The following is a 26,525-nucleotide window of genomic DNA, read 5'->3' as shown; positions in this document are numbered from 1 at the left end:
TCGGCGTCTTGGCACAGGCGGGCGGCGGTGGGCAACTGCGAACAGGATATCGTGCTATGGACCTGGGCTCCGGCAGCCGTTAATTTCCAATTTTCCCATGAGGTCCGACATGCTCAAGCTCTACTACGCCACCGGCACCTGTGCGCTCGCCACCTATATGACCCTGGAGGAGGCCGGCGCCGACTACACGGCCGAACGGCTGAGCTTCAAGGACAACCAGCAGAACAGCCCGGACTATCTCGCGATCAACCCGAAGGGCCGCGTGCCGGCGCTGGTGACCGATCGCGGCGTCCTCACCGAGACGCCGGCGATGCTGGCCTATATCGCGCAAATCTTCCCGAAGGCGAAGCTCGCGCCGCTCGACGACCCCTTCGACTTCGCGCAAGTGCAGTCGTTCAACTCCTATCTCTGCTCGACCGTGCACATCAACCACGCCCACAAGATGCGCGGTGCGCGCTGGGCGACCGAGGAGAGCTCGTTCGCCGACATGAAGGCGATGGTGCCGAAGACCATGGCCGCCTGCTTCAAGCTCATCGAGCAGAAGATGTTCAAAGGCCCCTGGGTGATGGGCGATCAGTTCACGATCTGCGATCCCTATCTCCACACGCTCTCGCACTGGCTCGAAGGGGACAGCGTCGACATCAACGCGACTCCGAAGATCGCGGATCACTTCAAGCGCATGTCCAATCGCCCGGCGATCCGCAAGGTTATGGACGCGCAGAAGGCGTAGGAGCACTGCTCCGCTGGGGTGGGCAAAGGCGCAACGCGCCGTGCCCACGATCTTTTCTCCGGCAGTGACAGAAGGTGGGCACGCTTCGCTTTGCCCACCCTACGAGAGCTTGCGCTTGGCTTGCTCCAGCTCCCGACCGGTCTGGAGCATCAGGCGCCGCAGCCAGATCGAGCCCGGATCCATCTGCGCGCGGGTCGGATAGAACATGAACTGCTCGTCGATCCCGGGGTCGAGCGGCGGCGTCACCGTGACGAGGCCGAGCTGCCTGGACAGCGCCGCGATCAATCGGCGCGGCACGAAGGCGACGAGGTCCGTTCGCGCCGCGACGTGCAGCGCTTCGAGATAGCCCGATACCACCAGCGCAATGTGCCGCTCGATGCCGTGGCTGTGCAGCCAGGTGTCGATCAGATCCTCAGCATTGCCGCGGATGATGACGCCGACATGGCGCGCGGCCAGGAACGTCTCACGTCGCTTCAGCTTCGCTCCAACCGGATGCCCGCGCCGCACCGCCAGCGCATCGCTATCGGTGTAGAGCAGCTGGCGGTGAAATCCTTTGAAGGCGTTGCCGATCGAGATCACGAGGTCGATGGTGCGGGCAAATTCGGCGTGGAAGATCGCGGGCCCCCGCCACGGCACGACGTCGATGCGGACGTTGGGCGCAAGGCGCGTCACCTTCTCCATCAAGGGCGGCATTAGCAGCTCGACCGCGAGATCCGGCATCATCAGGCGGAATTGCCGCTCGCTGCGCGCGGCATCGAAGTCCTCAGGCAGGAACAGCCCGCGGACCTGGTCGAGCGCCTGCGCCAGGGGCGCGCGCAGCGCCTGTGCCCGCGGCGTCAGCTCCATCCGCGCGCCGGTGCGCACCAGCAGCGGATCGCCGAAAATGTCGCGCAGGCGCTGCAGCGCGTGACTCGCCGCCGGCTGCGACAGGCCAATCCTCATCGCGGCGCGGCTGACATTGGCCTCGCGCAGCAGCGCGTCGAGCGCGGAAAGGAGATTGAGGTCAAGGGAGTTCAAATTCATGAGGTGAATAGATATCATATCTGATATCGATTTGAAGAATTTCGATCAGCAAACGATGATCTCCGTGGTTCTTACCAAAGGAGATGCCGCCATGAGCGCGAGCGCCAACAAGAAACTGATGCAGGATATTTTCGCCGCCGCCGCCAATCCCGATCCGGCCGCGCGCGATCGCGCCCTGTTCACCGCAAGCCTTGCCGACGATGCCAGATGGGTCGTGACCGGCCAGTATTCCTGGTCGCGCACCTTCACCGGCAAGGAGGCGATCCTCAACGACCTGCACGGCTATGTGCGCACCCGCCTGCGCGATCGCACACGCACCGTGGCTCACCGCTTCATCGCCGATGACGACATCGTCGTGGTGGAAGCCAAGGGCGACAACGTCACGCCCGAGGGCGTGCGCTACGACAACGATTATTGTCTGGTGTTTCAGATCGAGGACGGCAAGATCAAGGAGATCCGGGAATACTGCGACTCCGCCCTGACCGAGAAGGCGCTTGGCCCGTTTCCGCAAACGGGTGTGAGGGCCGCGAGCTGACCGGATTGAACGACACCGCGTCGGCCGGCCGGTCCCATTCGTCACGGCCGCCGATCGTCGTGCGAGCATGGCGGACGCTGGTGGACGTCATGCGGGTTCGGCGGGAGCAGTCGCGCGCCCGTTGCCAGCTCGCTGCCATGACCGAACGGGAGCTTCAGGACTGCGGCATGACCCGGTCGGAGATTGCGTATGAGCTGAAGAATCCCATTCGGCGGAAGTAAAACGGCAGAGCGGACATCGGCGCGCCCTTCATCTTCGCAACCCGAGATGGTGAGCGCGCCGATTCATGCATAGCTGGCTATAAAATCAGCAAATTTTGCGCGCTTCGCCGCAGGTCTGCGCGAAATATTGGAAGGTTCAATTAACGAGTGTCCCCCATTGTGTCGCGGTGCAGCGTGAGTCGCCTTCACAGCGCGACGCGCGGCTGCCAGGGTGGCCGTGACGATTGCCGGATTCGTTCGGTCCGCTCGAATTCACATGCATCTGGGTGGACAGTGGGAATGCCGAAGTTTCGTTTGCGGATCAGGGGACGCCTGTACGCAGGCTTCATGGCCCTGGTGGCGGTCGGTCTCGTGATGGCGGTGGTTGCCATCTGGAATTTGAGGTCCGTGCAGGAGCAGGTCGCGAAGGCCTCGGCATTTTCGGACAGCACGGCGCGGGTCCTGGAGATCTCGACCCATCTCCAGGCGATCCAGCGGGCCAATCTGCGCTACATCTACGACGCCAATGAATCCACGATGAGGGAGGCGTCCGAGCGGGAGGCCGCGGCGACCGAGCTGCTGCAAGTCGGCGCGAAGGGGACGGCCTCCGAGGAGCGGCGGAAGCTCTACAACGATCTGATCGCCGACATCGCCAGGATGCGAAGCCTGCGCGACAATCTCGGCGATGCCGTCAACGAGGCGCGCACGGGCAAGGCGACGCTGCTGCCGAGCGGCGACGAGCTGACCGTCAAGATGGGCAAGCTGGTCGACGTCGCACGCGCGGCGGTCGACGAAGACACCGCGGCGCTGGTTGCGGATCTCGAATCGAGGCTGCTCGTCGTGCAAATCGCAAACTGGCGTTTTCTGGCTCTGCGCGACACCAAGGGGCCGGCCAACTTCAGGACCAATGTGGACAGAGCGATGCAGCGGCTATCGGCGCTCGAAAAGAGCCCGCAGGCGAGCGAGCTGCGCACCACGCTCGCGCCGGTGAAGACCTCGCTCGGAATCTATAAATCCGCGTTCGAGACCACGTCGGCGGCGATGCTCCAGGCCGACGAGATCTACCATAAGAACCTCGCGCCGCTGATCGTCGACAGCATCGCCAAGCTCAGGGCCGCGGAAACCACCCTGAAGAAGGACTACAAGGAATCCCGCACCCAGGCCGAAGCTGTCATCGACGGCACGACGACGGTGCAGGAGATTGCGGGCGGCATCGCCGTCCTGTTCGGCCTGATCGTGGCCTTCCTGACTGCCCGCAGCCTCGTCGGTCCCCTGACCTCGATGACCCGTGCGATGGGGCTATTGGCCGGCGGCAATCTCGACGTCGAGATTCCCGGACGCGGCAAGGCCGATGAGATCGGCGACATGGCCAAGGCGATCCAGGTGTTCAAGGACAACATGGTCGAAACCGAACGCCTGCGCGCCGAGCAGGTCGAGGCCGAGGCGCGGCAGGCCGAAAGCCGCAAGAAAGACATGGTCCGGCTGGCCGACCAGTTCGAGCAGGCGGTCGGCGAGATCGTCGACACCGTCTCGTCGGCATCGAGCGAGCTGGAGGCCTCGGCCGGGACGCTCACCACGACCGCCTCGCGTGCCCAGGACCTGTCGACGGAAGTCGCCTCCGCCTCGCAGGAAGCCACGGCCAACGTGCAGGCCGTCGCCTCGGCGACGGAAGAGCTGTCCTCCTCGGTGAGCGAGATCGCCCGCCAGGTGCAGGAATCCGCCCGCATCGCCACCGAGGCGGTCGGCCAGGCGAGCCGGACCAATGCGCGCGTCGGCGAGCTGTCCAAGGCCGCCGCCCGCATCGGCGATGTGGTGGAGCTGATCAGCACCATCGCCGGCCAGACCAATCTGCTCGCGCTCAACGCCACCATCGAGGCGGCGCGCGCCGGCGATGCCGGCCGCGGCTTTGCCGTGGTCGCTTCCGAGGTCAAGGCGCTCGCCCAGCAGACCGCGAAGGCGACCGACGAGATCGCCCAGCAGGTCTCCGGCATCCAGTCCGCGACCGAGGAATCGGTTGGCTCGATCCGCGAGATCAGCGGCACCATCGAGCGGCTGTCGGAGATCGCCTCGACTGTGGCCGCGGCCGTGGAGCAGCAGGGCGCGGCGACGCGGGAAATTTCCCGCAATGTCCAGCAGGCCGCTCATGGCACCCAGCGTGTCTCGACCAATATCGGCGACGTCCAGCGCGGCGCCTCCGAGACCGGCTCGGCCTCATCGCAGGTGCTGTCGGCGGCACGCTCGCTGTCGTCGGACAGCAGCCGCCTGAAGCACGAAGTCGCGCGGTTCCTGAGCTCGGTCCACGCCGCCTGAACCTCGAAAAGCAAAAGGCCACGCGCATGCGCGTGGCCCACGCGCATGCGCGTGGCCTTCAAACCGCGGCAGGACGCGATCAGGCCACCTTGGTCGTCATGTGCCTGAACATGTTGCGGCGCGCCTCGTCGTCCATCTCGGCCTTGAAGGTGAACTTGTCCTTCAGCGCGATCGCGCGCGCCGCCGCCGGCCGCGCCGAGATCTCGTCGACGAGCCGCTTCACGTTCGGGTAGCGCGCGAAGGCGCCATCGCCGAGCTTGAACGGCACCATCCGCGCCCAGCCCCACAGCGCCATGTCCACGATCGAATAGGCATCGCCGACCATGTAGCTGCGGCCCTTGAGGTGACCGTCCAGGATCGTGTAGTGGCGATCGGTCTCGTACTGGTAGCGGTTATGGGCGTAGTCGTGGTTCTGGTCCTTCGGCGCGAAATGCTTGAAGTGCACCGCCTGACCCGAATACGGTCCGACGCCGGTCGCCACGAACATCAGCCACGACAGCAATTCGGCGCGATTGGCGGGCAGAAACTTTCCGGTCTTCTCGGCCAGATAGAGCAGGATGGCGTTGGAATCGAACACGATCGTGCCATTGTCGTCGATCGCCGGCACCTTGGCGTTCGGATTGATCTTCAGATAGTCCGGCGTGAACTGCTCGCCCTTGCGGGTGTCGACCGCGACGGGCTCGAACGGCAGTCCGGATTCCTCGAGGAAGAGCGCGACCTTGGTCGGGTTCGGCGATCCGTTGAAATAGAATTTGAGCATTGAGCATCTCCCCAGTGTGTTGCCGAGAGCGAACGCGTGGCGACCTCTCTTGCCAAACCCGGGGCCGGACGCGCAACCGGCGAGTTTGCCGGGCGGTATCTGCGCGCCACGCAGATCAGCCGGCGTAACAAAGCCCGATCGCCGCCGTAACGACCATCGCCGCGCCGATCGCCTCCAGGCGCAGTCCAAGCTTGGCGGCCAGATGCATGTCGGACGCCCGCGCCGCGCGCTCCGTTTGCCGGGCATAGCCGTGCACGATGACGTCGTGGTTGAAATTGTCGTGCGCCTCGTTGCTGCTGGAGAGGCCGACGCAGACCACGAGCACGCCGAACAGCGCGAGGCCGAAGAAGCCGAGCAACGCGATCAGGAACATCGGAAACATGCCGAGCAGGAAGATCGGCAGCAGCGGTACCAGCAGCAAAGTCTCGGACTGTCGTCGCATGAGGGCCAACCGTCAGGACGGGGCTGATGCCGCAAGTTTACTCCTGGCTGTTGCCTCATTCAAGGCGCCGCAGGGTGGGCAAAGCGAAGCGTGCCCACGTTCTGCATCTACGGAGAAGGATTCGTAGGCACGGCGCTTCGCAAGCCCCGGAATGACGATGGAGGGACCTTACTCCGCTGCCATCCCCGCACGGATCTCCGCACGCAGCTCGTCGATCAGCTTGAGGCCCTTCTTGGTCTCGACGTGCCAGAAGGTCCAGCCGTTGCAGGCCTGCGCGCCTTGCGCGACCGCGCCGATGCGGTGGATCGAGCCGACCTTGTCGCCGAGCATGATGGCGCCGTCGGCGCGCACCAGGGCGCCGAGCTTCTTCTTGGCGTCGAACAGTTTCGTGCCGGGCATGATCATGCCGCGCTCGATCAACTCGGCGAACGCGACGCGCGGGGCTTCGCGCGCGGTCATGAACGGGGCGAGGCTCTCTTCCGGCAGCGGCTCGACCTTGGCGATGCGCGCTTCCGCGGCCTTCGCATAGGTCTTGTCGCGCTCGAAGCCGATATAGGAGCGGCCGAGGCGCTTGGCGACGGCACCGGTGGTGCCGGTGCCGTTGAAGGGATCGATCACGAGATCGCCGGGCTTCGACGACGACAGCAGCACGCGCGCGAGCAGGCCTTCCGGCTTCTGCGTCGGATGCACCTTCTTGCCGTCGGCGCCCTTGAGGCGCTCTTCGCCGGTGCAGAGCGGGATCAGCCAGTCCGAGCGTGCCTGCACGTCCTCGTTGGCGGCCTTCAGCGCTTCGTAGTTGAACGTGTAGCCCTTGGCTTTTTCGTCGCGCGCGGCCCAGATCATGGTTTCGTGCGCATTGGTGAAGCGGCGGCCGCGGAAATTCGGCATCGGGTTGGTCTTGCGCCAGACGATGTCGTTCAGGAGCCAGAAGCCGAGGTCCTGCATGATCGCGCCGACGCGGAAGATGTTGTGATAGGAGCCTATCACCCAAATCGTCGCCGACGGCTTCATCGCGCGGCGCGCGGCCAAGAGCCAGGCGCGGGTGAAATCGTCATAGGCGGAAAACGAATCGAACTTGTCCCACGCGTCGTTGACGGCATCGACATGGGATTCGTCGGGACGCTTGAGATCGCCCTTGAGCTGGAGATTGTACGGCGGATCTGCGAACACCAGATCGACGCTGCCGGCCTGAAGCTTCGACATCTCGGCGACGCAGTCGCCGACGATGATGCGATGCGAGGCGGACTCAAAATTTGTGCGGGGCGCCCTTGCAGACGCCCCGCGACGCGACTCTACCATGACTCAAGAACTCTGACTCAGGCGACGCTGTCGGCGACGCGGGACCAAACAACCGACTGGTCGTTACCTTGCAGCGGCAAAGTAAAAAACGACTTAACCCGCTGCTTTTCTGAGAAGGCCTCGCATTAGTGGCCTCATGCGTTGTGGTGCGCGCAATCGCTGTGTTTTACAGTATATTTCGCATTCATCTGCGGCGCAGCGGCCGCCGCGGCTGCAAATTTCTCTCGGAAAAAATTGCACGCGGACAGGAAAAAATTGCTGGTGCGGACGTGCTGTCGCACTAGGCAATTTTTGCCGACCGGGATATTGATTAACGCAATGGAAATTTTACCTGTGTGGTGCGTTGAGCTTTTGCGTTTCTGTGCGCCGACAAAACTGAATCAGGGACTCCCAAATCAGGGACCGCCAAGGGACAGCCGCCATGCGTTACGATGACTTCCGCCGCAGCGACGACATCGAGGATCGTCGCGACGAAGGTGGTGGCTTTGGCGGCGGTGGAGGCGGCGGGTTCGGCCTGCCGATGGGCGGCGGCGGTCTCGGCATCGGCACCATCATCGTGCTCGGCCTGATCGGCTATGCGTTCGGCATCGATCCGCGCATCCTGATCGGCGGCGCCGAGATCCTCTCCGGCGGCGGCCAGGCGCCGAGCTACCAGACCGATCGGCAGTCGACCTCCGCCAAGCGCGGCGCGCCGACGGATGAGATCGGCAGCATGATATCCGGCATCCTCGGCGAGATCGACGATCGTTGGAGCGAGATTTTCCAGGCCAGCGGCCAGTCCTATACCGGTCCGAAGGTCGTGCTGTTCCGCAACGCCACCAATGGCGGCCGCTGCGGCATGGCGCAGTCGGCGATGGGGCCGTTCTACTGCCCGCCGGACCGCACCATCTTCCTCGACACCAGCTTCTTCCGCGAGGTCGAGACGCGCTTCCGCGGCTGCTCCGGCAAGTCGGCGTGCAATTTCACCACGGCCTACATCATCGCGCATGAAGCCGGCCATCACATCCAGAACCTGCTCGGCATCATCCCGCGCGTGACGCGGCTGCAGCAGCAGGCCGGCAGCAAGGCCGAGGCCAACGCGCTCCAGGTCAAGGTCGAGTTGCAGGCGGATTGCCTCTCCGGCGTCTGGGTCAATCGCGAGGCCAAGAAGCGTCCGAACTTCCTCGAGCCCGGCGACATCGACGCCGCGCTGACCACGGCGAGCGCGATCGGCGACGACACGCTGCAGCGCCAGGCCACTGGCCGCGTCGTGCCCGACTCCTTCACTCACGGCTCTGCGGCGCAACGCAAGCAGTGGTTCATGACCGGCTATCAGCAGGGCACGGTCCAGGCCTGCAACACGTTCGGCAGCGGGGCGTTGTAGTTCGTCATTCCGGGGCGCGCGCAGCGCGAACCCGGAATCCACAAGTTGCGGCGCGAGGTTCCGGGTTCTCGCATTGCGAGCCCCGGAACGACGAGTGAAGGTGAAGAATGGCCTCGATCGATGAATCCAAACAGTTCATCCCGCTCAACATCGCGGTGCTCACCGTCTCCGATACGCGCGCGCTGGCCGACGACAAATCCGGCCAGACGCTCGCCGACCGCCTGACCGCAGCCGGTCACCATCTCGCCGCGCGCGAGATCGTCACCGACGACGTCGAGGCGATCCGCGCCGTCATCCGCCGCTGGATCGCGGACGCCGGCATCGACGTCGTCATCACCACCGGCGGCACCGGCTTTACCGGGCGCGACGTCACGCCGGAGGCGATCGAGCCGCTGTTCGAGAAGCGCATGGACGGCTTCTCGATCGCCTTCCACATGCTGAGCCACGCCAAGATCGGCACGTCGACGATTCAGAGCCGTGCCACCGCGGGCGTTGCGGGCGCGACCTACATCTTCTGCCTGCCGGGCTCGCCCGGCGCCTGCCGCGACGGCTGGGACGGCATCCTCGCAAGCCAGCTCGACTACCGCACGCGCCCCTGCAATTTCGTCGAGATCATGCCGCGGCTGGACGAGCATCTGCGCAGGCCAAAGGCGCAGGGCGCGACAGTGTAGTCTGTTCTTTCTTCCCTTCCCCCCTTGTGGGGGAAGGTGGCATAGGCGGCCTGCGGCCGCCGTTCTTAAGAACGCCGAAGCGAAGCTTCGGCTATGGCGCCGGATGAGGGGTATCTATCAGCATGGAATGCGAGGAGACATACCCCTCACCCTAGTGAGGTTGTGTCTACTTGCGTCGCTGCCCTCTCCCGCAAGCGGAGAGGGCACCACAATGCGCATCGCTCCATAATCTACGCAGCATCGCGCTTTACAGATCCATCTCCCAGGTCTCGCCAATCAAATCCTGCCCGAAGCTGTGATGCGGCTCCGTGGCGACGAGCTTGAAACCGGCACTCTGATAGATGCCGCGCGCGGCGACCAGGATGCTTTGCGTCCACAGCGTCATCCTGCTGTAGCCGCGCTCGCGTGCGCCCTGGATACATTGCTCGACCAGCGCGCGGCCGACGCCGAGGCCGCGCGCCTTCTTCTCCACCTGCAACAGGCGCAGCTTGGCGATCTCGTTGGTGGCCTTGACCAGGAAGACCGAGCCGACCGGCTCGCCGCCGACCTCGGCAATCCAGCAGTGCTCGCGCGCGGCGTCGTAATTCCTGATGAACTGGGCGCAGATCTCGGCGACCAGCGCTTCATAGCTGATGTCCCAGCCGTAGTCCGCGGCATAGGCGGCGCCTTGGCTGGAGATGACCCAGCCCATGTCGCCGACGCGATGGCTGCGCAGCATGAACGAAGCGGGCTGGCTTCGTCGTTGCTCCAGCACGGCCTCGATGGTCGCCATGGCCTGCGTGAGCCGCGTTGCATCGCTGGCCGACAGCTGAGCCAGCATGGCGGCGACCTCGTTTTGCGAGCCGAGGTTCAACTGGGCAAAGGCCTGGCGGCCCTTGGCGGTGAGGCTAAGCTGATATTGCCTGCGATCTGCGGGCAGGGGCGTTCGCGTGATCAGCCCCTTCTCGTCAAAGCTCTGCACGATGCGGCTGAGATAGCCGGGGTCGAGACCGAGCTCGTTGCCGATCTCCTTTGCCGAAAGATCGTCGCGATGTGCGAGCTCGTAGAGCACGCGCGCCTCGCTGAGGGAGAACGGGCTCTTTCCAAGATGCTGGTCGAGCACGCCGAGCTTGCGGGTGTAAAAGCGGTTGAAGGCGCGGACTGCCGCGATCTGGTGGTCGGTACCGTTGAATGACATCGGGACACCTCAATAATTGCCATTGTCAAATAATTACTTGACTTTGGCAAGTATTGGGCGGCCTCAGCCGACCATGACGATCCGGCTGCGCAGCATGGTCCGGGACGAGCGCCCGAGCCGGCGGAGCAGCCGCGCCTCGGAACGGCGGGCTTGGGGCGGATAGCCGCCGACCCGATCGTAATGGTCACGCGCGATCAAAAGTCCCTGATCGGCCAGCGGGCCGACGAGCTTGCGCGCGACGGCGCGGAGCAGGTCGCGCACACCGGTATCTGCGTAAGGTGAGCGGGCATAGCGGAACACCGCTGCGCGATCCCGTCCGCTGGTCGAGACGGCCTGGATGAACTGGGTGGTCTCCTCGATCCAGCCGGTTTCCAGCATGGCGCCGGCGGGCAGGAACATCAGCCAAGGCGAACGGGCCTGATGCGCGCCGGCGGCGAGCGCGGCGCCATGAGAAGATCCCTCGAAGGCAATGAAACGGCAGCCCGCGACGTCGGCAACCCGCTCAATGACGCCGTTGCGGGTGCCGTCGACCAGCAGGACTTCGCGGATGATGCCGGCGGCGGCACCGGGCACCAGCGCGGCCAGAGTTGCGACCGCCGTCTGTTCGACGCCTTCGGTCGGAATGATAACGCTCAGCATGATTGTGGCTTCGATGTCCGCAATTCGGGAGAAGCGTAGCTTGTTATGACTTTGTCATAAACATGCGGCGTTACCGAGTGCAACTTTTTGGCGGTGCTCCGGGATGCGATGGTAAACCGCGCCCGCCCATCGCAGCCAAATGTGTCGCGCGCAGGGGGACAATATTGCCGAATGTTTCGGCGAATTTCGGGCTTCGTGAGCTTCAAACGGGGCTGTCTTCGCCGATATGATCGAGGTGAAGACGCTACTGGTCCGCAAGCCTGCATCGGCGGTCTGACATGGACCTTACGACCGGAAAACCCGCAACCGCCGGTGCCGAGAGTGAGATAGTCGAGTGACCGCCGATCAACTTCCCATTGGCACCACGCCAGCACCGCCGAAACCGGACGCCGCGCCGACCTTGCGGATTCGCGCCGTGATGCTCGGCGAACGCATCAATGCCTCCGGCCTCGAGATCGGCACGCTCGTCTCCTCGACGCCGGCCGCGTTCCGCGTCCATGGCGGCCTTGCCGTGATCTTCCGCTACGGCGTCGTCGTGCTGATCGGGCTGCTTCCCTCGGAAGAGAAGGTGCTGATCGACAGCCTCAAGTCCCGCGTGATCGGCGAGTTCAGCCCCTATGAGGAAGAGAACGCGCAGGCCCAGCTCTGCAAGGACGAAAACGCCGAGGTGATCCAGCCGGGCGGGCCGATCTGCCTTGCCAGGTTCTCCGACGACCGGCTGCTCCTGATTGCGGATGCGCTCGCCAAGAGCACCTCGCTGGCGCGTGATGAGCGGCGCGTGGCCGCCGTCTTCGATGTGATCGAGCCCTTCGCGCGCAAGCTCGCCGAGCAGGGCCGCACGCCGCCGCGCCGCAAGGGCATGCTGCAACTGATCGGCAATGCGCTCCTGGTCCAGCAGCGCGTCGCCGGCCGTGTCGCTGTGGCCGAAAAGCCGGACGTGCTCTGGGAAAAGCCCGAGCTCGACCGGCTCTATGCCCGTCTCGAGGACGAGTATGAATTGAAGGAGCGCCTCGACACGCTCGAGCGCAAGCTCACCGCGGTGTCGGAAACCGCCAACGCGCTGACCGACATCATCGACACCCAGCGCTCCCTCCGCCTCGAGGTCGCGGTGGTGGTGCTGATCGTGATCGAGGTCGCGATCGGGTGCTTTCAGATTCTTGCGGGTATTCACTGAGCTTTGTTGTGCCCCCCTGTCTCCGCGCGTCCAGTATCGTAGGGTGGACAAAGGCGCACTTGCGCCGTCCCACAACCTCGAATTGGTGGGGCACGCTTCGCTTTGCCCACCCTATGATACTACGATGCTAAGCCTTCGCTCGCAGCACCGCCGCGCAGTGCCGCGCGATCGTCAGTTCCTCATTCGTCGGAATGACGAACACATCGATGGCGCTGTCGCCGCTGCTGATCCGCTCGCGTCTCGCGTCATTCGCCGCCGCATCGATGCGCACGCCAAGCCACGCAAGGCGCTCGCCGATCGCGCTGCGGATCTCGCTCGCATGCTCGCCGATGCCGCCGGTGAAAACCAGACACTCCAGCCCGCCGAGCGTGGCCGCCATCATTGCGACCTGCTGCGCCGCGCGAAGCGTGAAGAGATCGACCGCCTCCCGCGCAGCGGCCTCGCCGCTTGCGAGCAGCGTGCGCATATCGGCGGAGAGGCCGGAGACGCCGAGCAGGCCGGACTGGCGATAGAGCAGATGCTGGACGTCTTCGGCGGACATCTTCTCGTGCTGGTGCAGATAGAGCAGCATGCCGGGATCGATCGTGCCGCAGCGCGTGCCCATCACGAGGCCGTCGAGCGGCGTCAGCCCCATCGTGGTGTCGACACTGCGACCGTCGCGCAATGCGCAGAGGCTGGCACCATTGCCGAGATGCGCGATGACTGTGCGCTTCGCCGTGAGCTCTGGTGCGATCCCGGCGAGGCGGCCGGCGACATATTCGAAGGAGAGACCGTGAAACCCGTAGCGGCGGATGCCGCGTGCCTCGAAGCGCCGTGGGATCGCGAAACGGCTCGCCGGCGGCGCCATGCTGTGATGGAAGGCGGTGTCGAAACAGGCGATCTGCGTGAGGGCAGGCTTGATTGCCGCGATGGTTCGGATCGGCTCCAGGCATCGCGGCTGATGCAGCGGCGCCAGCGGGGTCAACGCCTCCAGCCTTGCTTGGACATCATCGGTCAGTTCGACTGGGCCTGAATAATCCGGCCCGCCATGAACGATGCGATGACCGACGGCGCGCAGGCGATGGTCGCCAATACGATCTTCGACGAAGCCGATTACGTCGGCGAACAGACGGCCGCTGTCCGCATCCGCCACGTCCCTTTGCGTCTCGAACAGATCTTCGCCGGCAGGGTTCTTCACGACGAGCCGGGGCTTTGCCTCATGCTCGTCGAGCAGGCCCTTGCAGAGCAGGGTGGGCTCGGCCGCGGAAATATCGAACAGGCCGAACTTGATGCTCGACGAGCCCGAGTTGAGGACGAGGACCGCATCGGACATGGCGGGCATCAATCGCCGGCTTCCGCCGGCGTGTTGCCGCCGGCGCTGTTGGGCCAGACCCAGTCGCGCACCTCAGGCATGTCCTCGCCGTGCTCGCGCACGTAACGCGAATGCTCGATCAGCCTGTCGCGGAACTGCTGCTTCACCTGCGCGGCCTTGGTCGCCAGGCCCGGCACGCGTTCGATCGCCTCGATCGCGAGGTGATAGCGGTCGAGCCCGTTGAGCACGACCATGTCGAAGGGCGTGGTCGTGGTGCCTTCCTCGGCAAAGCCGCGCACATGCATGCCGGCATGGTTGGTGCGGTTATAGGTCAGGCGATGGATCAGGTAGGGATAGCCGTGATAGGCGAAGATCACGGGCTTGTCGCGCGTGAACAGGCTGTCGAAGTCGCGGCCGGAGAGGCCGTGCGGGTGCTGCTCGCTCGGTTGCAGCGTCATCAGGTCGACGACGTTGACGACGCGGATCTTCAGGTCAGGCAACGCCTTGCGCAGCAGGTCGACGGCGGCGAGCGTCTCCAGCGTCGGCACGTCGCCGGCGCAGGCCATCACCACGTCGGGCTCGCTGTCGGCATCCTCGTTGCCGGCCCAGGTCCAGATGCCGATGCCGGCATCGCAATGCGTCGCCGCCTCCTGCACCGATAGCCATTGCGGCGCCGGCTGCTTGCCGGCGACGATCACGTTGATGCGATTGTAAGTGCGCAGGCAGTGATCGGCGATCCACAGCAGCGTGTTGGCGTCGGGCGGGAGATAGATGCGGACGATATCGGCCTTCTTGTTGGCGACGAGATCGACGAAACCGGGGTCCTGATGGCTGAAGCCGTTGTGGTCCTGGCGCCAGACATGCGAGGTCAGGAGATAATTGAGCGAGGCGATCGGGCGCCGCCATGGCAGATGCCGCGTCACCTTCAGCCATTTGGCGTGCTGGTTGAACATGGAATCCACGATGTGGATGAACGCCTCGTAGCAGGAGAAGAAGCCGTGGCGGCCGGTGAGCAGATAGCCTTCGAGCCAGCCCTGGCAGAGATGCTCGCTCAGCACCTCCATCACGCGTCCGTCTTGCGCCAGATGCACGTCGGAATGTTCGGTCGGCTCCATCCAGACGCGCTCGGTGGCCTCGAACACGGCGTCCAGCCGGTTGGACGCGGTCTCGTCCGGCCCCATGATGCGAAAGTTACGAGTCTCGGTGTTGAGCTTGATGACGTCGCGCAGGAATTTGCCCAGCTCGCGCGTCGCTTCGGCGATGACGCCGCCGGGCTGCGGCACATCCAGCGCATAACTGCGGAAGTCCGGCAGCTTCAGCTCCTTCTTGAGCAGCCCGCCATTGGCATGCGGATTGGCGCCCATGCGCCTGTTCCCATCGGGTGCCAGCGCCTGAAGCTCGGGCATGAGCGTACCGTTCGCGTCGAACAGCTTGTCCGGCTCGTAGCTGCGCATCCAGTCTTCGAGCAGTTTCAGATGCGCCGGGTTCTCGCGGCAGCTCGCAACCGGCACCTGATGCGCGCGCCAGAAATCCTCGACCTTCTTGCCATCGACCTCCTTCGGGCCGGTCCAGCCCTTCGGACTGCGCAGCACGATCATCGGCCAGCGCGGCCGCTCGATGGTCTTGCGTCCGTCGCGGGCGTGCTGCTGGATCGAGCGGATGCTGGCGAGCGCGACGTCGAGGGCGTCCGCCATGGCCTGGTGCATCAATTTGGGATCGTCGCCCTCGACGAACAGCGGCTCGTGACCAAGCCCGCGGAAGAGGTCACGGATCTCGCTGTCGGGCATCCGCCCGAGCACGGTCGGACCCGCGATCTTGTAGCCGTTGAGGTGCAGGATCGGCAGCACCGCGCCGTCATGGGCCGGGTTCAGGAACTTGTTGGAATGCCAGGAGGCCGCGAGCGGGCCGGTCTCGGCCTCGCCGTCGCCGACCACGCAGGCGACGATCAGATCGGGATTGTCGAATGCCGCGCCATAGGCATGCACCAGCGCATAGCCAAGCTCGCCGCCTTCGTGGATGGAGCCGGGCGTCTCCGGCGCCGCATGGCTCGGAATGCCGCCGGGGAAGGAGAACTGTCTGAAAAGTTTTCGCAATCCGTCCGCATCGCGGGCGATGTCGGGGTAGATCTCGCTGTAGCTCCCTTCGAGATAGGTGTTGGCGACCATGCCCGGGCCGCCATGGCCGGGCCCGCAGACATAGATCACGCTGAGGTCAAGCGTGCGGATGACGCGGTTGAGATGGGCGTAGATGAAGTTCAGCCCGGGCGTCGTGCCCCAATGGCCGAGCAAACGCGGCTTGATGTGTTCGGGCCGCAGCGGCTCACGCAGCAGCGGATTGTCCAGCAGGTAGATTTGCCCGACGGAGAGATAGTTGGCGGCGCGCCAATAGCGATCGAGCAGACCGAGGTCGCTGCTCGCCGCACGCGATTGTTGTTGATTTGTCATGTTCATGCCGACCTTCACCGGGGATGGTCACCAACATTGTTCCGCGACGATCGATCCCTTGCCGGCATCAAACGGGATCGCCTCGCAAGCGTGTTGCGTGAGGTCAAAGCCGCGCGCGAGAAATTTGGGCGGCTACTGTGCATGGGGTTGTTTTCGAGTCTTTTGTCTTCGTTCTTGATTTGTTCCTCTGTCGTGCTATCTTGTCCGCATGAGTCCAGCAGCATCCTCTCATGCTCTCAAGCACCCGCCGGTCACGGCGCCCTCCGAGCCGGCGGGTGCGGGCTCTGATTTTCCCGAGCTTGGCGTCGCCATTGATCGCGCGCGCAGGCGAGGGCGGGGCGCACAATCCAACGCCAGCGGCCGTTATGAGGCCGAGGCCCGCGTCGCTTTCGACGATGGCTGGCAGAGCCTGGAAGATCTGCCGCCGTTCAAGACCACCGTCGGGGTCGACACCTCGCGCAAGGTGATCACCCGTAACGATTCGCCCGACATCGGCTTCGATCGCTCCATCAATCCCTATCGCGGCTGTGAGCATGGCTGCGTCTATTGTTTCGCTCGGCCGACGCATGCCTATCTCGGCCTGTCGCCGGGGCTCGACTTCGAGTCAAAGCTGTTCGTGAAGCCCGAAGCGCCCTTGCTACTCGAGAAGGAGCTCGCCGCGCCCGGTTACGAGCCGCGGATGATCGCGATCGGCACCAACACCGATCCCTATCAGCCGATCGAGCGCGAGCGCAAGATCATGCGCGGGATTCTCGAGGTGCTGGAGCGCACCGGCCACCCCGTCGGCATTGTCACCAAGTCGACGCTGGTGGTTCGCGATATCGACATTCTCGCGCGGATGGCCAAGCGTAACCTCGCCAAGGTCGCGATCTCGGTGACCTCGCTCGATCCGAAGCTGGCGCGCACCATGGAGCCGCGTGCCTCGACGCCGCCGAAGCGGCTGGAGGCGCTGAAGCAGCTCTCCGAGGCCGGCATTCCCACCACAGTGATGGTCGCGCCCGTGATCCCCGCGCTGAACGATTCCGAGATCGAGCGCATTTTGGATGCCGCCGCCCATGCCGGCGTCAAGGAAGCCTCCTACGTATTGCTGCGGCTGCCGCTCGAGGTGCGCGATCTCTTCCGCGAATGGTTGATGGCCAATTTTCCCGACCGCTATCGCCACGTCTTCACGCTGATCCGCGACATGCGCGGCGGCCGCGACTACGACGCGAAATGGGGCGAGCGGATGAAGGGCACGGGGCCGATGGCCTGGACCATCGGCCGGCGCTTCGAGATCGCCTGCGAGAGGCTTGGTCTCAACAAGCGGCGGTCGAAGTTGACGACGGATCACTTTGCCAAGCCGAAGCGGAACGGCGAGCAGCTCAGCCTGTTCTGATCGAAACGAAGGGGCGTCGCATGAGCAAGGAACTCCCGGCTCCGGTGCCGCGGCTCACCGTCGTCACGCTCGGCGTCAGCGACATCCGTGCCAGCATCGCCTTTTACGACGCGCTCGGCTTTGCGCGCCGGCTGAAAGGAACCGGCGAGGCCGTCGCGTTCTACGACACCGGCGGTCCGGTGCTCGCGCTCTATCCCTGGGATCAGCTCGCAGCCGACGCCAAGCTGCCCGACGATCCGAGGCCATCAACCTTCCGCGGCATCACGCTCGCCTGGAACTGCCGGACACGCGAGAAGGTCGACGCCGTGCTGTCCTTCGCCCTCGGCAAGGGTGCGGCTCTGCTGAAAGCGGCGCATGAGACTGATTACGGCGGCTATTCCGGCTATTTCGCCGATCCCGACGGCCATCCCTGGGAAGTCGTGGTTGCGCCTGGCATCGAGGTCGGCGAGGACCGGCGGGTCCATCTGGCGGAGTAGGGGACGGTCTGAATAACGGGAATTGCGCGGGGTTCCCGGTTGCGCTGGCCGGATCGCTTGCGCACGATCCCGGCCATGATTCGGGACAAGTCTGCCAAGAAGCCGGCCAAAGACGCGCCCAAGGCGAGCGCCGCTGCGAAGAAGGCCACACCTGCCAAATCGGGCAAGGCGTCTGCCGTCGAGGCCGCGCCGGCCCTGCCCGGCAAGAAAGGCATCATCGCGATCGCGCCGCCGAGCTTTCGCCGCGAGCGGGCGCTGATCAAGCGCGGCATCTGGCCGGTCGCGGGCTGCGACGAGGCCGGCCGCGGGCCGCTGGCTGGTCCCGTGGTGGCAGCCGCCGTGATTCTCGATCCCGACCGCATCCCGCGTGGCATCGACGATTCCAAGCGCCTGACCGCGGAAGAGCGCGAAAAGCTGTTCGACAAGATCTGCGCCACCGCGCAGGTGTCGGTCGCCGTCGCTTCGCCGTCGCGAATCGACCGCGACAACATTTTGCGCGCCTCGCTGTGGGCCTTGAAGCGCGCCGTGGTGGCGCTGCCGGAAGCGCCCCGCCACGTCTTCGTCGACGGCCGCGACCGGCTCGATACGGCTTGCGACTGCGAGGCCGTGATCGGCGGCGACGGCATCGTGCTGTCGATCGCCGCCGCCTCGATCGTCGCCAAGGTGACGCGCGACCGCCTGATGTGCGCGCTGGCGCAGGACTGCCCCGGCTACGGTTTCGAGCAGCACAAGGGCTATGCCGTCCCCGAGCATCTCGAGGCGCTCGATCGCCTTGGTCCCAGCGTCCACCACCGCAGCTTCTTCGCCCCCGTCGCCGCCGCCCGCGCCAAGCACATGCCCTGGACCGTCGAGCCGGTGCAGGATTTGTTCTCGGTGAGCGAGGTCGAGGTGCAGGTGGAAGCGAGCGTCGAGGTCGATATTTCAGCAAATCTCTAGGGCCTCGCCCCGCAGCTTCCGAATTATCATGACCGGGCTTGACCCGGTCATCCACGTCTTTCTTGCGGCTTGAAGAACGGGGATGCCCGGGCATGACGAGCAGACGGTCGTTGCCACGACGCGCAGCGCCCATTATCAAAACAGGTGTGAGCGAATAGGGCCGGCTGGACGGGTTGGCTGCATCTTTCGGACCTTGCATGCGGTTTACCTCCCTGGTCATCGAGCTCATTCGCGCCCGGCCGCGGCTGATCGTGTGGATCGCCGTGCTGCTCCAGGCTTTGATGTGGCTGTTCGTGGCGCTGGCGTTCTATCGCAGCCCGCCCGGCAGCCTTGCGACGCTGCTGGCGTTCGGCCGCGAATACCAGGTCGGTACGGATCTGGGCCCGCCGCTGCCGATCTGGCTCGCTGATATCGCCTACCGCGCCGCCGGCGGCCACGTGTTCGGCGTCTATGTGCTGGCCCAGCTCTGCGAGATCGCGACCTTCATGGCGCTCTACCATCTCTCGCGTGCCGTGGTCGGCTCGCAGCAGGCGGTGCTCGCCGTGCTCCTGACCATGACGGTGCTGGCCTTCTCCTCGCCCGCGCTCGACTTCGGCCCGCTGGTCCTGGCGCGGCCGCTCTGGGCGCTGCTGCTGCTGCATTCCTGGCAGATCATCGGCCAGCGCCGCGGCAACGCCTGGTTCGCCTGGTCGATCGAGGCCGGCCTGCTGCTGCTGACCACGCCTGCCGCGATCTTCCTCCTGCTGCTGATCGTCGTCTTCGCGCTCGCGACCGCCGGTGGCCGTCGCACGCTGCGCTCGCTCGACCCGCTGTTTGCGCTGATCGTCGTCGCGGTGCTGGCGCTGCCCTATGCGGTCTGGCTGATGCGCGCCGAGACGTTTGTAATGCCGGCCTTGCCGCAAGTCACGGAGCTCAGCGCCCGCGCGATCCATGCGGCCTGGTTGCTCGGCGGGCTCGTGCTCGGCGCGGCGGCGATCCCGGCGCTGACCTTCCTCAACACCGGCCTGTTCGTCGCCAAGGGCGAGGAGGCGCCGATCATTTTCCGCCCGCCGGTCGAGCCGCTCGGGCGCAACTTCGTTTACTTCTTCGCCCTGGCGCCGGCGCTCGGCGCGGTGCTGATCTCGGGCCTGCTCGGGCTCGACTCCGTCGTCGGCGGCCCCGGCGTCGTGCTGGTGATGTCCGGGCTTGCCGTGGTGGTCGCGGCCGGCGACCTCATTGCGATGCGCCGCGCGCGGATGCTGCGGACGGTGTGGGCTGCCGCCGTCGCCGCGCCGGCCGCCGGCGTCGTGCTCGCCGTGCTGTTCCTGCCCTGGACCGGCACCAATGAGATCGCAACCTCGATGCCGGCGCGTGCGATTTCGGATTTCTTCGACGAGAGCTTCGCCCGCCGCACCAACCATCGCCTGCGCGCGGTCGCCGGCGAGACCCAGCTTGCCAGCCTGATCACGCTGCATTCCGGCCGGCCGCATCTGTTCATCGATGCCCAGCCTTCGCGGACGCCGTGGATGAGCCAGGCCAAATTCAGCGAGACCGGCGGCGTCGTGGTCTGGCGCGCCTCCGACACCGCCGGCACCCCGCCGCCGGAGATCCTCGCGCGCTTTCCCGGCATCGTGCCGGAAGTGCCGCGTGCGTTCGAATGGCTGGTCAATGGTCGACAGGGATTGCTGCGCATCGGCTGGGCGATCGTGCGGCCGAAGGGGTCGTGAGACGGGTCTCTCGTGCCCCGGACGCAGCGCAGCGCTGTCCTGGCGATGCGAAGCATCGTCCAGTTCGGCGGTGCGCCGCCGAGCCGGGGCCCATCTCACCGCATTGGACTGTATCGCGATCTGGGTCCCGGCCCTGCGAAGCAGCACCATGGCGCTGCTTCGCGTCCGGGACACGAGAGTGTCATCCCGCCAGCACCTTCGCGATCGCGCGCAGATCCTGCCAGGCCAGCCGCTTGTACGCCGGCGAGCGCAAGAGGTAGGCCGGGTGAAACGTCGGCAGCGCGCGGATGGTGCGCTGGCCGGTCTCGTACTCGAACCAGCGGCCGCGCGTGCGCATGATACCCTCGCGCGTCGACAGCAGCGTCTGCGTCGAGGGATTGCCGAGCGTCACCAGCACGTCGGGATTCACCAGCTCGATCTGGCGCTGGATGAAGGGCAGGCAGATCTGCGTCTCCTGCGGCGTCGGCGTGCGGTTGCCGGGCGGCCGCCAGGGAATGACGTTGGCGATGTAGGCGGTGGTGCGGTTGAGGCCTATGGCACCGATCATCAGGTCGAGCAGCTTGCCGCTCCGCCCGACGAACGGCAGTCCCTCGATGTCCTCGTCGCGGCCTGGCGCCTCGCCAACGAACATGATGCGTGCCTGCGGATTGCCGTCGGCGAACACCAGCCGCGTCGCGGTGTGCTTCAGTGCGCAGCCCTCGAAGTTCTGCATCAGCTCGCGCAAGGCCTCGAGCGTCGGCGCGGTGCGCGCGGCCTCGCGTGCGGACGCGATGGCGACATCGGGCGCAGGTGCGGCCTCGCCGCGCATCACCGCAGGCGCGGCGACCGGCCGCGGTGCCTCGACCGGCGGTGCCGCGCGCGGGGCCGGAGGCGGAGCGTCCAATTCCGCCAGGCGGTCGATCGGCTCCTCCGCGAGCGCGCAGTCGACCCCGGCCTCCAGATAGAAGGCGAGAAGCTCTCGAACGGTGGGTGCGGGCTCGGGGACCATTTGGAAAGTCAGACTATTAGTTCATCTTAAGGCGCCTTGCATCCCAGCGGAACGCATTTCCGTGGTTGTCCTACCCGGAAAAATCGGAAACAAGGGAGCGCAAATGACAAGGAACCGTCTCAAGGGCTGAGATCAGATGAGCACCGAAGAACTTCCCCCGCGCGAATCCATGGAATTCGACGTCGTCATCGTCGGCGCCGGCCCCTCGGGCCTGGCCGCGGCGATCCGGCTGAAGCAGCTCAACGCCGATCTCAGCGTCGTCGTCGTCGAAAAGGGATCCGAGGTCGGCGCACACATCCTTTCGGGTGCGGTGATCGATCCGATCGCGCTCGACAAGCTGATCCCCGACTGGCGCGAGGATCCCGACTGTCCTTTGAAGACGCAGGTCAAGGACGACCACTTCTACTGGATGTTCGGCGACAACCGCATCAAGCTGCCGAACTTCGCGATGCCGTCGCTGATGGACAATCATCACTGCTACATCGGCTCGCTCGGCAATGTCTGCCGCTGGCTCGCGCCCAAGGCGGAAGCACTCGGCGTCGAGATCTATCCCGGCTTTGCCGCGACCGAGGTGCTCTATGACGAGAAGGGCGCGGTGCGGGGCATCGCGACCGGCGACATGGGCATCGCCAAGGACGGCACGCACAAGGATTCCTACACCCGCGGCATGGAGCTGCTCGGCAAGTACACGCTGTTTGCCGAAGGCGCCCGCGGCTCGCTGTCGAAGCAATTGATCGCGAAGTTCGCACTGGACGCCAAGAGCGAGCCGCCGAAGTTCGGCATCGGCCTGAAGGAAGTCTGGCAGATCGATCCGGCCAAGCACAAGAAGGGCCTGATCCAGCACTCGTTCGGCTGGCCGCTCAACAATTCCACCGGCGGCGGCTCGTTCCTCTATCACTACGACGACAACCGCGTCGCGGTCGGCTTCGTCGTGCATCTCAACTACGACGATCCGTATCTGTCGCCGTTCGATGAATTCCAGCGCTTCAAGACCCATCCCTCGATCCGCGACGTGTTCGAGGGTGGCAAGCGTCTCGCCTACGGTGCGCGCGCCATCACCGAAGGCGGCTACCAGTCGGTGCCGCGCCTGACCTTCCCGGGCGGTGCGCTGGTCGGCTGCGCCGCGGGCTTCGTCAACGTTCCCCGGATCAAGGGCGTCCACAACGCGATGGGCACCGGCATGCTCGCCGCCGAGCATGTCGCCGCCGCGCTCGCCGAAGGCCGCGCCAATGACGAGGTCGTCGCCTACGAGAACGCCTGGCGCGACTCGGCTGTCGGCAAGGACCTGTTCAGGATCCGCAACGTCAAGCCGCTGTGGTCGAAGTTCGGCACGCTTCTCGGCGTCCCCCTTGGCGCGCTCGACATGTGGACCAACCAGCTGTTCGGCATCTCGCTGTTCGGCACCCTGCCGCACGGCAAGCCCGATCGCGCCACGCTTGATCCGGCCAAGAACCACGCACCGAAGAACTATCCGAAGCCGGACGGAAAAATCTCTTTCGACAAGCTGTCCTCGGTGTTCCTGTCGAACACCAATCACGAGGAGGACCAGCCGGTCCATCTGAAGGTCACGGACATGAACCTGCAGAAGACCTCGGAGCACGACGTGTTCGCCGGTCCCTCGAGCCGCTATTGCCCGGCCGGCGTCTATGAGTGGATCGAGGAGAGTTCCGGCCCGCGCTTCCAGATCAACGCTCAGAACTGCGTTCACTGTAAAACCTGCGATGTGAAGGACCCCAACGGCAACATCACCTGGGTTCCTCCGGAGGGCGGCGGCGGGCCGAACTACGAGGCGATGTAATCCGGGGGTAGCCACGGCCGATGTGACCGAGGTTGTGCGTCCCGGCATTGTGACGCACGTTCGCGTGAGAACCGGGCTACCACGGCAGCCCGTGGTCACGATAAGGCCATACTGGCAGCGTCTTGGGGCGTTGTCGGCCGATTTGGGACGTCCGGAGGGGATCGCGTGCCCGAATCCTTGCGGTCAAGCGCCAAAAGCGGCATTGTCGGCCCGACGGTTCCGGGTCCCGATGCCACCGGCCGCGTTCGCATGCGAGACGGCCTTCTGCTGCAAACCCAGGCACTACCAACTCAAGGCGAGCCCTGATGTTTTCATATCGTTTCAACCGCTGGACTGTTGCCGCCATCGCCCTCATGGGCACCGCGATCGCGACGGTCCCCGGCGCGGTCCTGGCGCAGACGCCGGACCATCCGTCCGACACGGCGGCGCAGTTTCCGACCCGGAACGATCTGAAGTCGCTCACCACTGCCGGCAGCTATCTCGCCGCCCGCCACGCCAGCGTCGAGCGCGATGCGGCCTCGGCGGCTGCGTTTTACCGCTCGGCCTTGCGCGCCGATCCGAAGAACAACGAGCTGCTCGACCGCGCCTTCATCTCGTCGGTCGCCGACGGCGACATCGACGAAGCGGTCAAGCTCGCCGAGCGCATCCTCACCATCGACAAGACCAACCGCGTCGCGCGCCTCGTCGTCGGCGTGCATGATCTCAAGCTGAAGAAGTACGCGACCGCGCAGAGCAACATCAATCAGTCGATCCGCGGTCCGATCACCGATCTCGTCGCCACGCTGCTGTCGGGCTGGGCCGCCTATGGCGCCGGCGATGCCAAGGGCGGTGTTGCCGCCATCGACAAGCTCGCCGGTCCGGAATGGTATCCGCTGTTCAAGGATCTCCACGCTGGCATGATCCTCGAGCTCTCGGGCAAGGAGAAGGACGCCGGCACCCGCTTCGAGCGCGCCTACAAGCTCGACGATTCCATGCTGCGCGTGACCGAGGCCTATGCGCGCTGGCTGTCGCGCAACAAGGATTCGGCTGCAGCGACCAATGTCTACCAGGCGTTCGACAAGAAGCTCGCCCGCCATCCGCTGATCGTGGAGGGGTTGCGCGACACGAAGGCCGGCAAGAAGCTGCCGCCGCTGGTCGATTCCGCACAGGCCGGCGCGGCCGAAGCGCTGTACGGCATTGGCGCCACACTGACCCGCCGCGGCGGCGAGGATCTGGCGCTTGTCTATCTCCAGCTCTCGCTCTACCTGCAGCCCAGCCATCCGCTGGCGCTGCTCTCGCTCGCCGATCTCTACGAATCGGTGAAGCGGCCGCAGATGGCGATCAAGGTCTATGAGCGCGTGCCGGCGTCCTCGCCGCTCAAGCGCAACGCGCAGATCCAGCTCGCCATTGACCTCGATTCCGCCGACCGCACCGACGAGGCGATCAAGATCCTCAAGGGCGTCACCACTGAGGATTCCAAGGATCTTGAAGCCATCATGGCGCTCGGCAATATCGAGCGCGGCCGCAAGCGGTTCGGCGATTGCGGCGCGACCTATTCGCAAGGGATCGACGTGCTGCCGGCCGGCAACGACAAGGCCAACAGCGTCTGGTATTACTATCGCGGCATCTGCGAGGAGCGCTCCAAGCAGTGGGCCAAGGCCGAAGCCGACATGAAGAAGGCGCTGGAGCTGCAGCCCGACCAGCCGCACGTCCTCAACTATCTCGGCTATTCCTGGATCGACCAGGGAGTGAATCTCGACGAGGGCATGAAGATGATCAAGCGCGCCGTCGAGCAGCGTCCCGACGACGGCTACATCGTCGACTCCCTCGGCTGGGCCTATTACCGCATCGGCAATTACGAGGAGGCGGTGAAGAACCTCGAGCGCGCGATCGACCTCAAGCCCGAGGATCCCACCATCAACGACCATCTCGGCGACGCCTATTGGCGCGTCGGCCGCACGCTGGAGGCCAAATTCCAGTGGTCGCATGCGCGCGATCTCAAGCCCGAGCCGGAAGAGCTGCCGAAGATCGAGGCCAAGATCGCCAATGGTCTCACCGACGACAATTCGAATTCTTCTGCGGCGCAGGCCGAGAAGAAGAAGGACGACGGCAAGGGCGGTTGAGCCGGGCGCATGATCCGGAAAAGTGTGTGGCGGTTTTCCGCAAAGATCATGCGCAAAGGAATTTGTTCTGGGGGCTGATCGCCAATGCCGGCGTTGATTGAAGAAGGGCGCGCGAAGGTCAATTTGAGCCTTCGCGTCGTTGGCCGTCGTGCCGACGGCTATCATGATCTCGAAAGCGTGGTCGCTTTTGCCGACTGCGCCGACCGGCTCACGCTGGAGCCGGGCGATGAGCTGAAGCTCACTACCACGGGGCCGCTGGCTGCCGCCTGCGGCGATACCGCTGACAATCTCGTGCTCAAGGCGGCCAAGCTGTTGGCCGAAGCCGTGCCGGACCTGAAGCTCGGCGCCTTCGCGCTCGACAAGGTGCTGCCGGTTGCAGCCGGCATCGGCGGCGGCTCGGCCGATGCCGCTGCGGCGCTGCGGCTCTTGGCGCGTCTCAACAATCTCTCGCTCGACGATCCCCGCTTGCAGAAGGTCGCACTCGCGACCGGCGCGGACGTGCCGGTGTGCCTGCTCTCGCGCGCCTGCGACATGACCGGCGTCGGCGAGCAGCTGCTGCCGCTCGCGCTGCCGAGCATGCCCTGCGTGATGGTCAATCCGCGCCTGCCTGTTGCGACCAAGGACGTGTTTCAGGCGCTGGGCCTGCGCAACGGCGAGCTTCTGGTCGGCGCCACCTCCGTCCTCGAAGCGCCGGCCTGGCCGGACGAGGGCGCCTCGATCGCCGATTGGGTCGACGTTCTCGAAACCGTCGCCAACGATCTCGAAGCGCCCGCGATGCGCATCGAGCCCGTGATCGGCGAGGTGCTGGAAGCGCTGCGCTCTTCCGCCGGCGTCAAGCTCGCCCGCATGTCCGGCTCCGGCGCGACGTGCTTTGCGGTCTACGGTGCGGCGACTGATGCCCATGCCGCCGCTGAACGGATTCGCCGTGACCACCCCGGCTGGTGGGTGCATGCGGGGACGTTGAGCTAGGTAATTTCCGCGGCGAGGGTGCCGTAGGGTGGTCAAAGGCGCGACGCGCGGTGCCCACCGTCAACCGAGATTTGAACGGGTAGATTGGTGGGCACGCTTCGCTTTTGCCCACCTACG

23 protein-coding genes are annotated in these 26,525 nt (G+C 65.3%); 14 read left to right on the top strand and 9 right to left on the bottom strand.

Going from position 1 to position 26,525, the window contains the following annotated elements:
- The first annotated feature begins 109 nt into the window (after window positions 1-109).
- Complete coding sequence (locus ACVWY3_RS20885; RefSeq protein ID WP_456840159.1) at window positions 110-730, top strand: glutathione S-transferase family protein; 621 nt, start codon at window positions 110-112, stop codon at window positions 728-730.
- Window positions 731-829: 99 nt separating this feature from the next.
- On the opposite strand, the gene ACVWY3_RS20880 is transcribed toward ACVWY3_RS20885, so the two are convergent.
- Window positions 830-1,753, bottom strand: a complete 924-nt coding sequence (locus ACVWY3_RS20880) for a LysR family transcriptional regulator (RefSeq protein WP_456840158.1) — start codon at window positions 1,751-1,753, stop codon at window positions 830-832.
- A gap of 91 nt (window positions 1,754-1,844) precedes the next feature.
- Between ACVWY3_RS20880 and ACVWY3_RS20875 the strand changes: the two genes are divergently transcribed.
- The 3 genes from ACVWY3_RS20875 to ACVWY3_RS20865 all read left to right on the top strand — a co-directional run bounded on the left by ACVWY3_RS20875 (window position 1,845) and on the right by ACVWY3_RS20865 (window position 4,798).
- Window positions 1,845-2,288: a nuclear transport factor 2 family protein gene (locus tag ACVWY3_RS20875; RefSeq protein WP_456840157.1), complete on the top strand. Its 444-nt coding sequence runs from the start codon at window positions 1,845-1,847 to the stop codon at window positions 2,286-2,288.
- Between the two features lie 89 nt (window positions 2,289-2,377).
- Window positions 2,378-2,509, top strand: a complete 132-nt coding sequence (locus tag ACVWY3_RS20870; protein WP_456843408.1) for a DUF1127 domain-containing protein — start codon at window positions 2,378-2,380, stop codon at window positions 2,507-2,509.
- 279 nt (window positions 2,510-2,788) lie between these two features.
- Window positions 2,789-4,798, top strand: coding sequence for a HAMP domain-containing methyl-accepting chemotaxis protein (locus tag ACVWY3_RS20865; RefSeq protein WP_456840156.1), 2,010 nt, complete (start codon window positions 2,789-2,791; stop codon window positions 4,796-4,798).
- Between the two features lie 79 nt (window positions 4,799-4,877).
- Here the strand turns inward: ACVWY3_RS20865 and ACVWY3_RS20860 are convergent, their stop codons facing one another.
- From ACVWY3_RS20860 to ACVWY3_RS20850, 3 genes are all read right to left on the bottom strand, one after another.
- A complete protein-coding gene (locus tag ACVWY3_RS20860; protein WP_456840155.1) occupies window positions 4,878-5,558 on the bottom strand; it encodes a glutathione S-transferase family protein in 681 nt (226 codons plus the stop codon).
- 115 nt (window positions 5,559-5,673) lie between these two features.
- Window positions 5,674-6,000 (bottom strand): hypothetical protein, encoded by a 327-nt coding sequence (locus tag ACVWY3_RS20855; protein WP_456840154.1) that lies wholly within the window; start codon window positions 5,998-6,000, stop codon window positions 5,674-5,676.
- A 168-nt stretch (window positions 6,001-6,168) separates the two neighbouring features.
- Complete coding sequence (locus ACVWY3_RS20850; RefSeq protein ID WP_456840153.1) at window positions 6,169-7,299, bottom strand: DNA methyltransferase; 1,131 nt, start codon at window positions 7,297-7,299, stop codon at window positions 6,169-6,171.
- 421 nt (window positions 7,300-7,720) lie between these two features.
- On the opposite strand from ACVWY3_RS20850, the gene ypfJ reads away from it, so the two are divergent.
- Window positions 7,721-8,662 (top strand): KPN_02809 family neutral zinc metallopeptidase, encoded by a 942-nt coding sequence (gene ypfJ / locus ACVWY3_RS20845; protein ID WP_456840152.1) that lies wholly within the window; start codon window positions 7,721-7,723, stop codon window positions 8,660-8,662.
- A 107-nt stretch (window positions 8,663-8,769) separates the two neighbouring features.
- Window positions 8,770-9,333, top strand: coding sequence for a molybdenum cofactor biosynthesis protein B (moaB, locus tag ACVWY3_RS20840; protein ID WP_456840151.1), 564 nt, complete (start codon window positions 8,770-8,772; stop codon window positions 9,331-9,333).
- Between the two features lie 247 nt (window positions 9,334-9,580).
- Here the strand turns inward: moaB and ACVWY3_RS20835 are convergent, their stop codons facing one another.
- Entirely contained in the window at window positions 9,581-10,510 is a 930-nt protein-coding gene (locus ACVWY3_RS20835) for a bifunctional helix-turn-helix transcriptional regulator/GNAT family N-acetyltransferase (RefSeq protein WP_456840150.1), read from the bottom strand.
- Window positions 10,511-10,573: 63 nt separating this feature from the next.
- Window positions 10,574-11,149: a glycosyl transferase gene (locus ACVWY3_RS20830; protein WP_456840149.1), complete on the bottom strand. Its 576-nt coding sequence runs from the start codon at window positions 11,147-11,149 to the stop codon at window positions 10,574-10,576.
- A 334-nt stretch (window positions 11,150-11,483) separates the two neighbouring features.
- On the opposite strand from ACVWY3_RS20830, the gene ACVWY3_RS20825 reads away from it, so the two are divergent.
- Entirely contained in the window at window positions 11,484-12,323 is an 840-nt protein-coding gene (locus tag ACVWY3_RS20825) for an RMD1 family protein (protein WP_456840148.1), read from the top strand.
- A 127-nt stretch (window positions 12,324-12,450) separates the two neighbouring features.
- Here ACVWY3_RS20825 and ACVWY3_RS20820 read toward each other — a convergent pair whose 3' ends face one another.
- Together ACVWY3_RS20820 and ACVWY3_RS20815 are read right to left on the bottom strand one after the other, a co-directional pair.
- Window positions 12,451-13,635, bottom strand: coding sequence for an acetate/propionate family kinase (locus ACVWY3_RS20820; protein ID WP_456840147.1), 1,185 nt, complete (start codon window positions 13,633-13,635; stop codon window positions 12,451-12,453).
- Between the two features lie 8 nt (window positions 13,636-13,643).
- The gene (locus ACVWY3_RS20815; RefSeq protein WP_456843407.1) at window positions 13,644-16,058 is read right to left on the bottom strand and encodes a phosphoketolase family protein; all 2,415 of its coding nucleotides are present in this window, start codon (window positions 16,056-16,058) and stop codon (window positions 13,644-13,646) included.
- A gap of 208 nt (window positions 16,059-16,266) precedes the next feature.
- Between ACVWY3_RS20815 and ACVWY3_RS20810 the strand changes: the two genes are divergently transcribed.
- The 4 genes from ACVWY3_RS20810 to ACVWY3_RS20795 all read left to right on the top strand — a co-directional run bounded on the left by ACVWY3_RS20810 (window position 16,267) and on the right by ACVWY3_RS20795 (window position 20,551).
- A complete protein-coding gene (locus ACVWY3_RS20810; protein ID WP_456840146.1) occupies window positions 16,267-17,433 on the top strand; it encodes a PA0069 family radical SAM protein in 1,167 nt (388 codons plus the stop codon).
- A 20-nt stretch (window positions 17,434-17,453) separates the two neighbouring features.
- Entirely contained in the window at window positions 17,454-17,909 is a 456-nt protein-coding gene (locus tag ACVWY3_RS20805) for a VOC family protein (RefSeq protein ID WP_456840145.1), read from the top strand.
- 75 nt (window positions 17,910-17,984) lie between these two features.
- A complete protein-coding gene (locus tag ACVWY3_RS20800; RefSeq protein ID WP_456840144.1) occupies window positions 17,985-18,845 on the top strand; it encodes a ribonuclease HII in 861 nt (286 codons plus the stop codon).
- Window positions 18,846-19,042: 197 nt separating this feature from the next.
- Window positions 19,043-20,551, top strand: a complete 1,509-nt coding sequence (locus ACVWY3_RS20795; RefSeq protein ID WP_456840143.1) for a glycosyltransferase family 39 protein — start codon at window positions 19,043-19,045, stop codon at window positions 20,549-20,551.
- Window positions 20,552-20,732: 181 nt separating this feature from the next.
- Here ACVWY3_RS20795 and ACVWY3_RS20790 read toward each other — a convergent pair whose 3' ends face one another.
- Window positions 20,733-21,539, bottom strand: coding sequence for a uracil-DNA glycosylase (locus tag ACVWY3_RS20790; protein ID WP_456840142.1), 807 nt, complete (start codon window positions 21,537-21,539; stop codon window positions 20,733-20,735).
- A gap of 136 nt (window positions 21,540-21,675) precedes the next feature.
- Between ACVWY3_RS20790 and ACVWY3_RS20785 the strand changes: the two genes are divergently transcribed.
- The 3 genes from ACVWY3_RS20785 to ACVWY3_RS20775 all read left to right on the top strand — a co-directional run bounded on the left by ACVWY3_RS20785 (window position 21,676) and on the right by ACVWY3_RS20775 (window position 26,408).
- Complete coding sequence (locus tag ACVWY3_RS20785) at window positions 21,676-23,337, top strand: electron transfer flavoprotein-ubiquinone oxidoreductase (RefSeq protein ID WP_456840141.1); 1,662 nt, start codon at window positions 21,676-21,678, stop codon at window positions 23,335-23,337.
- A gap of 305 nt (window positions 23,338-23,642) precedes the next feature.
- Window positions 23,643-25,439, top strand: a complete 1,797-nt coding sequence (locus ACVWY3_RS20780) for a tetratricopeptide repeat protein (RefSeq protein ID WP_456840140.1) — start codon at window positions 23,643-23,645, stop codon at window positions 25,437-25,439.
- Window positions 25,440-25,523: 84 nt separating this feature from the next.
- Window positions 25,524-26,408 carry a 4-(cytidine 5'-diphospho)-2-C-methyl-D-erythritol kinase gene (locus ACVWY3_RS20775; protein ID WP_456840139.1) on the top strand — a complete coding sequence of 295 codons (885 nt, stop codon included), beginning with the start codon at window positions 25,524-25,526 and terminating at the stop codon, window positions 26,406-26,408.
- Window positions 26,409-26,525 lie beyond the last annotated feature (117 nt).

The sequence above is a fragment of the Bradyrhizobium sp. USDA 4486 genome (assembly GCF_054057995.1).
Note: the sequence above shows the minus strand (reverse complement) of the source record. Positions and strands in the feature narration are given on the sequence as shown.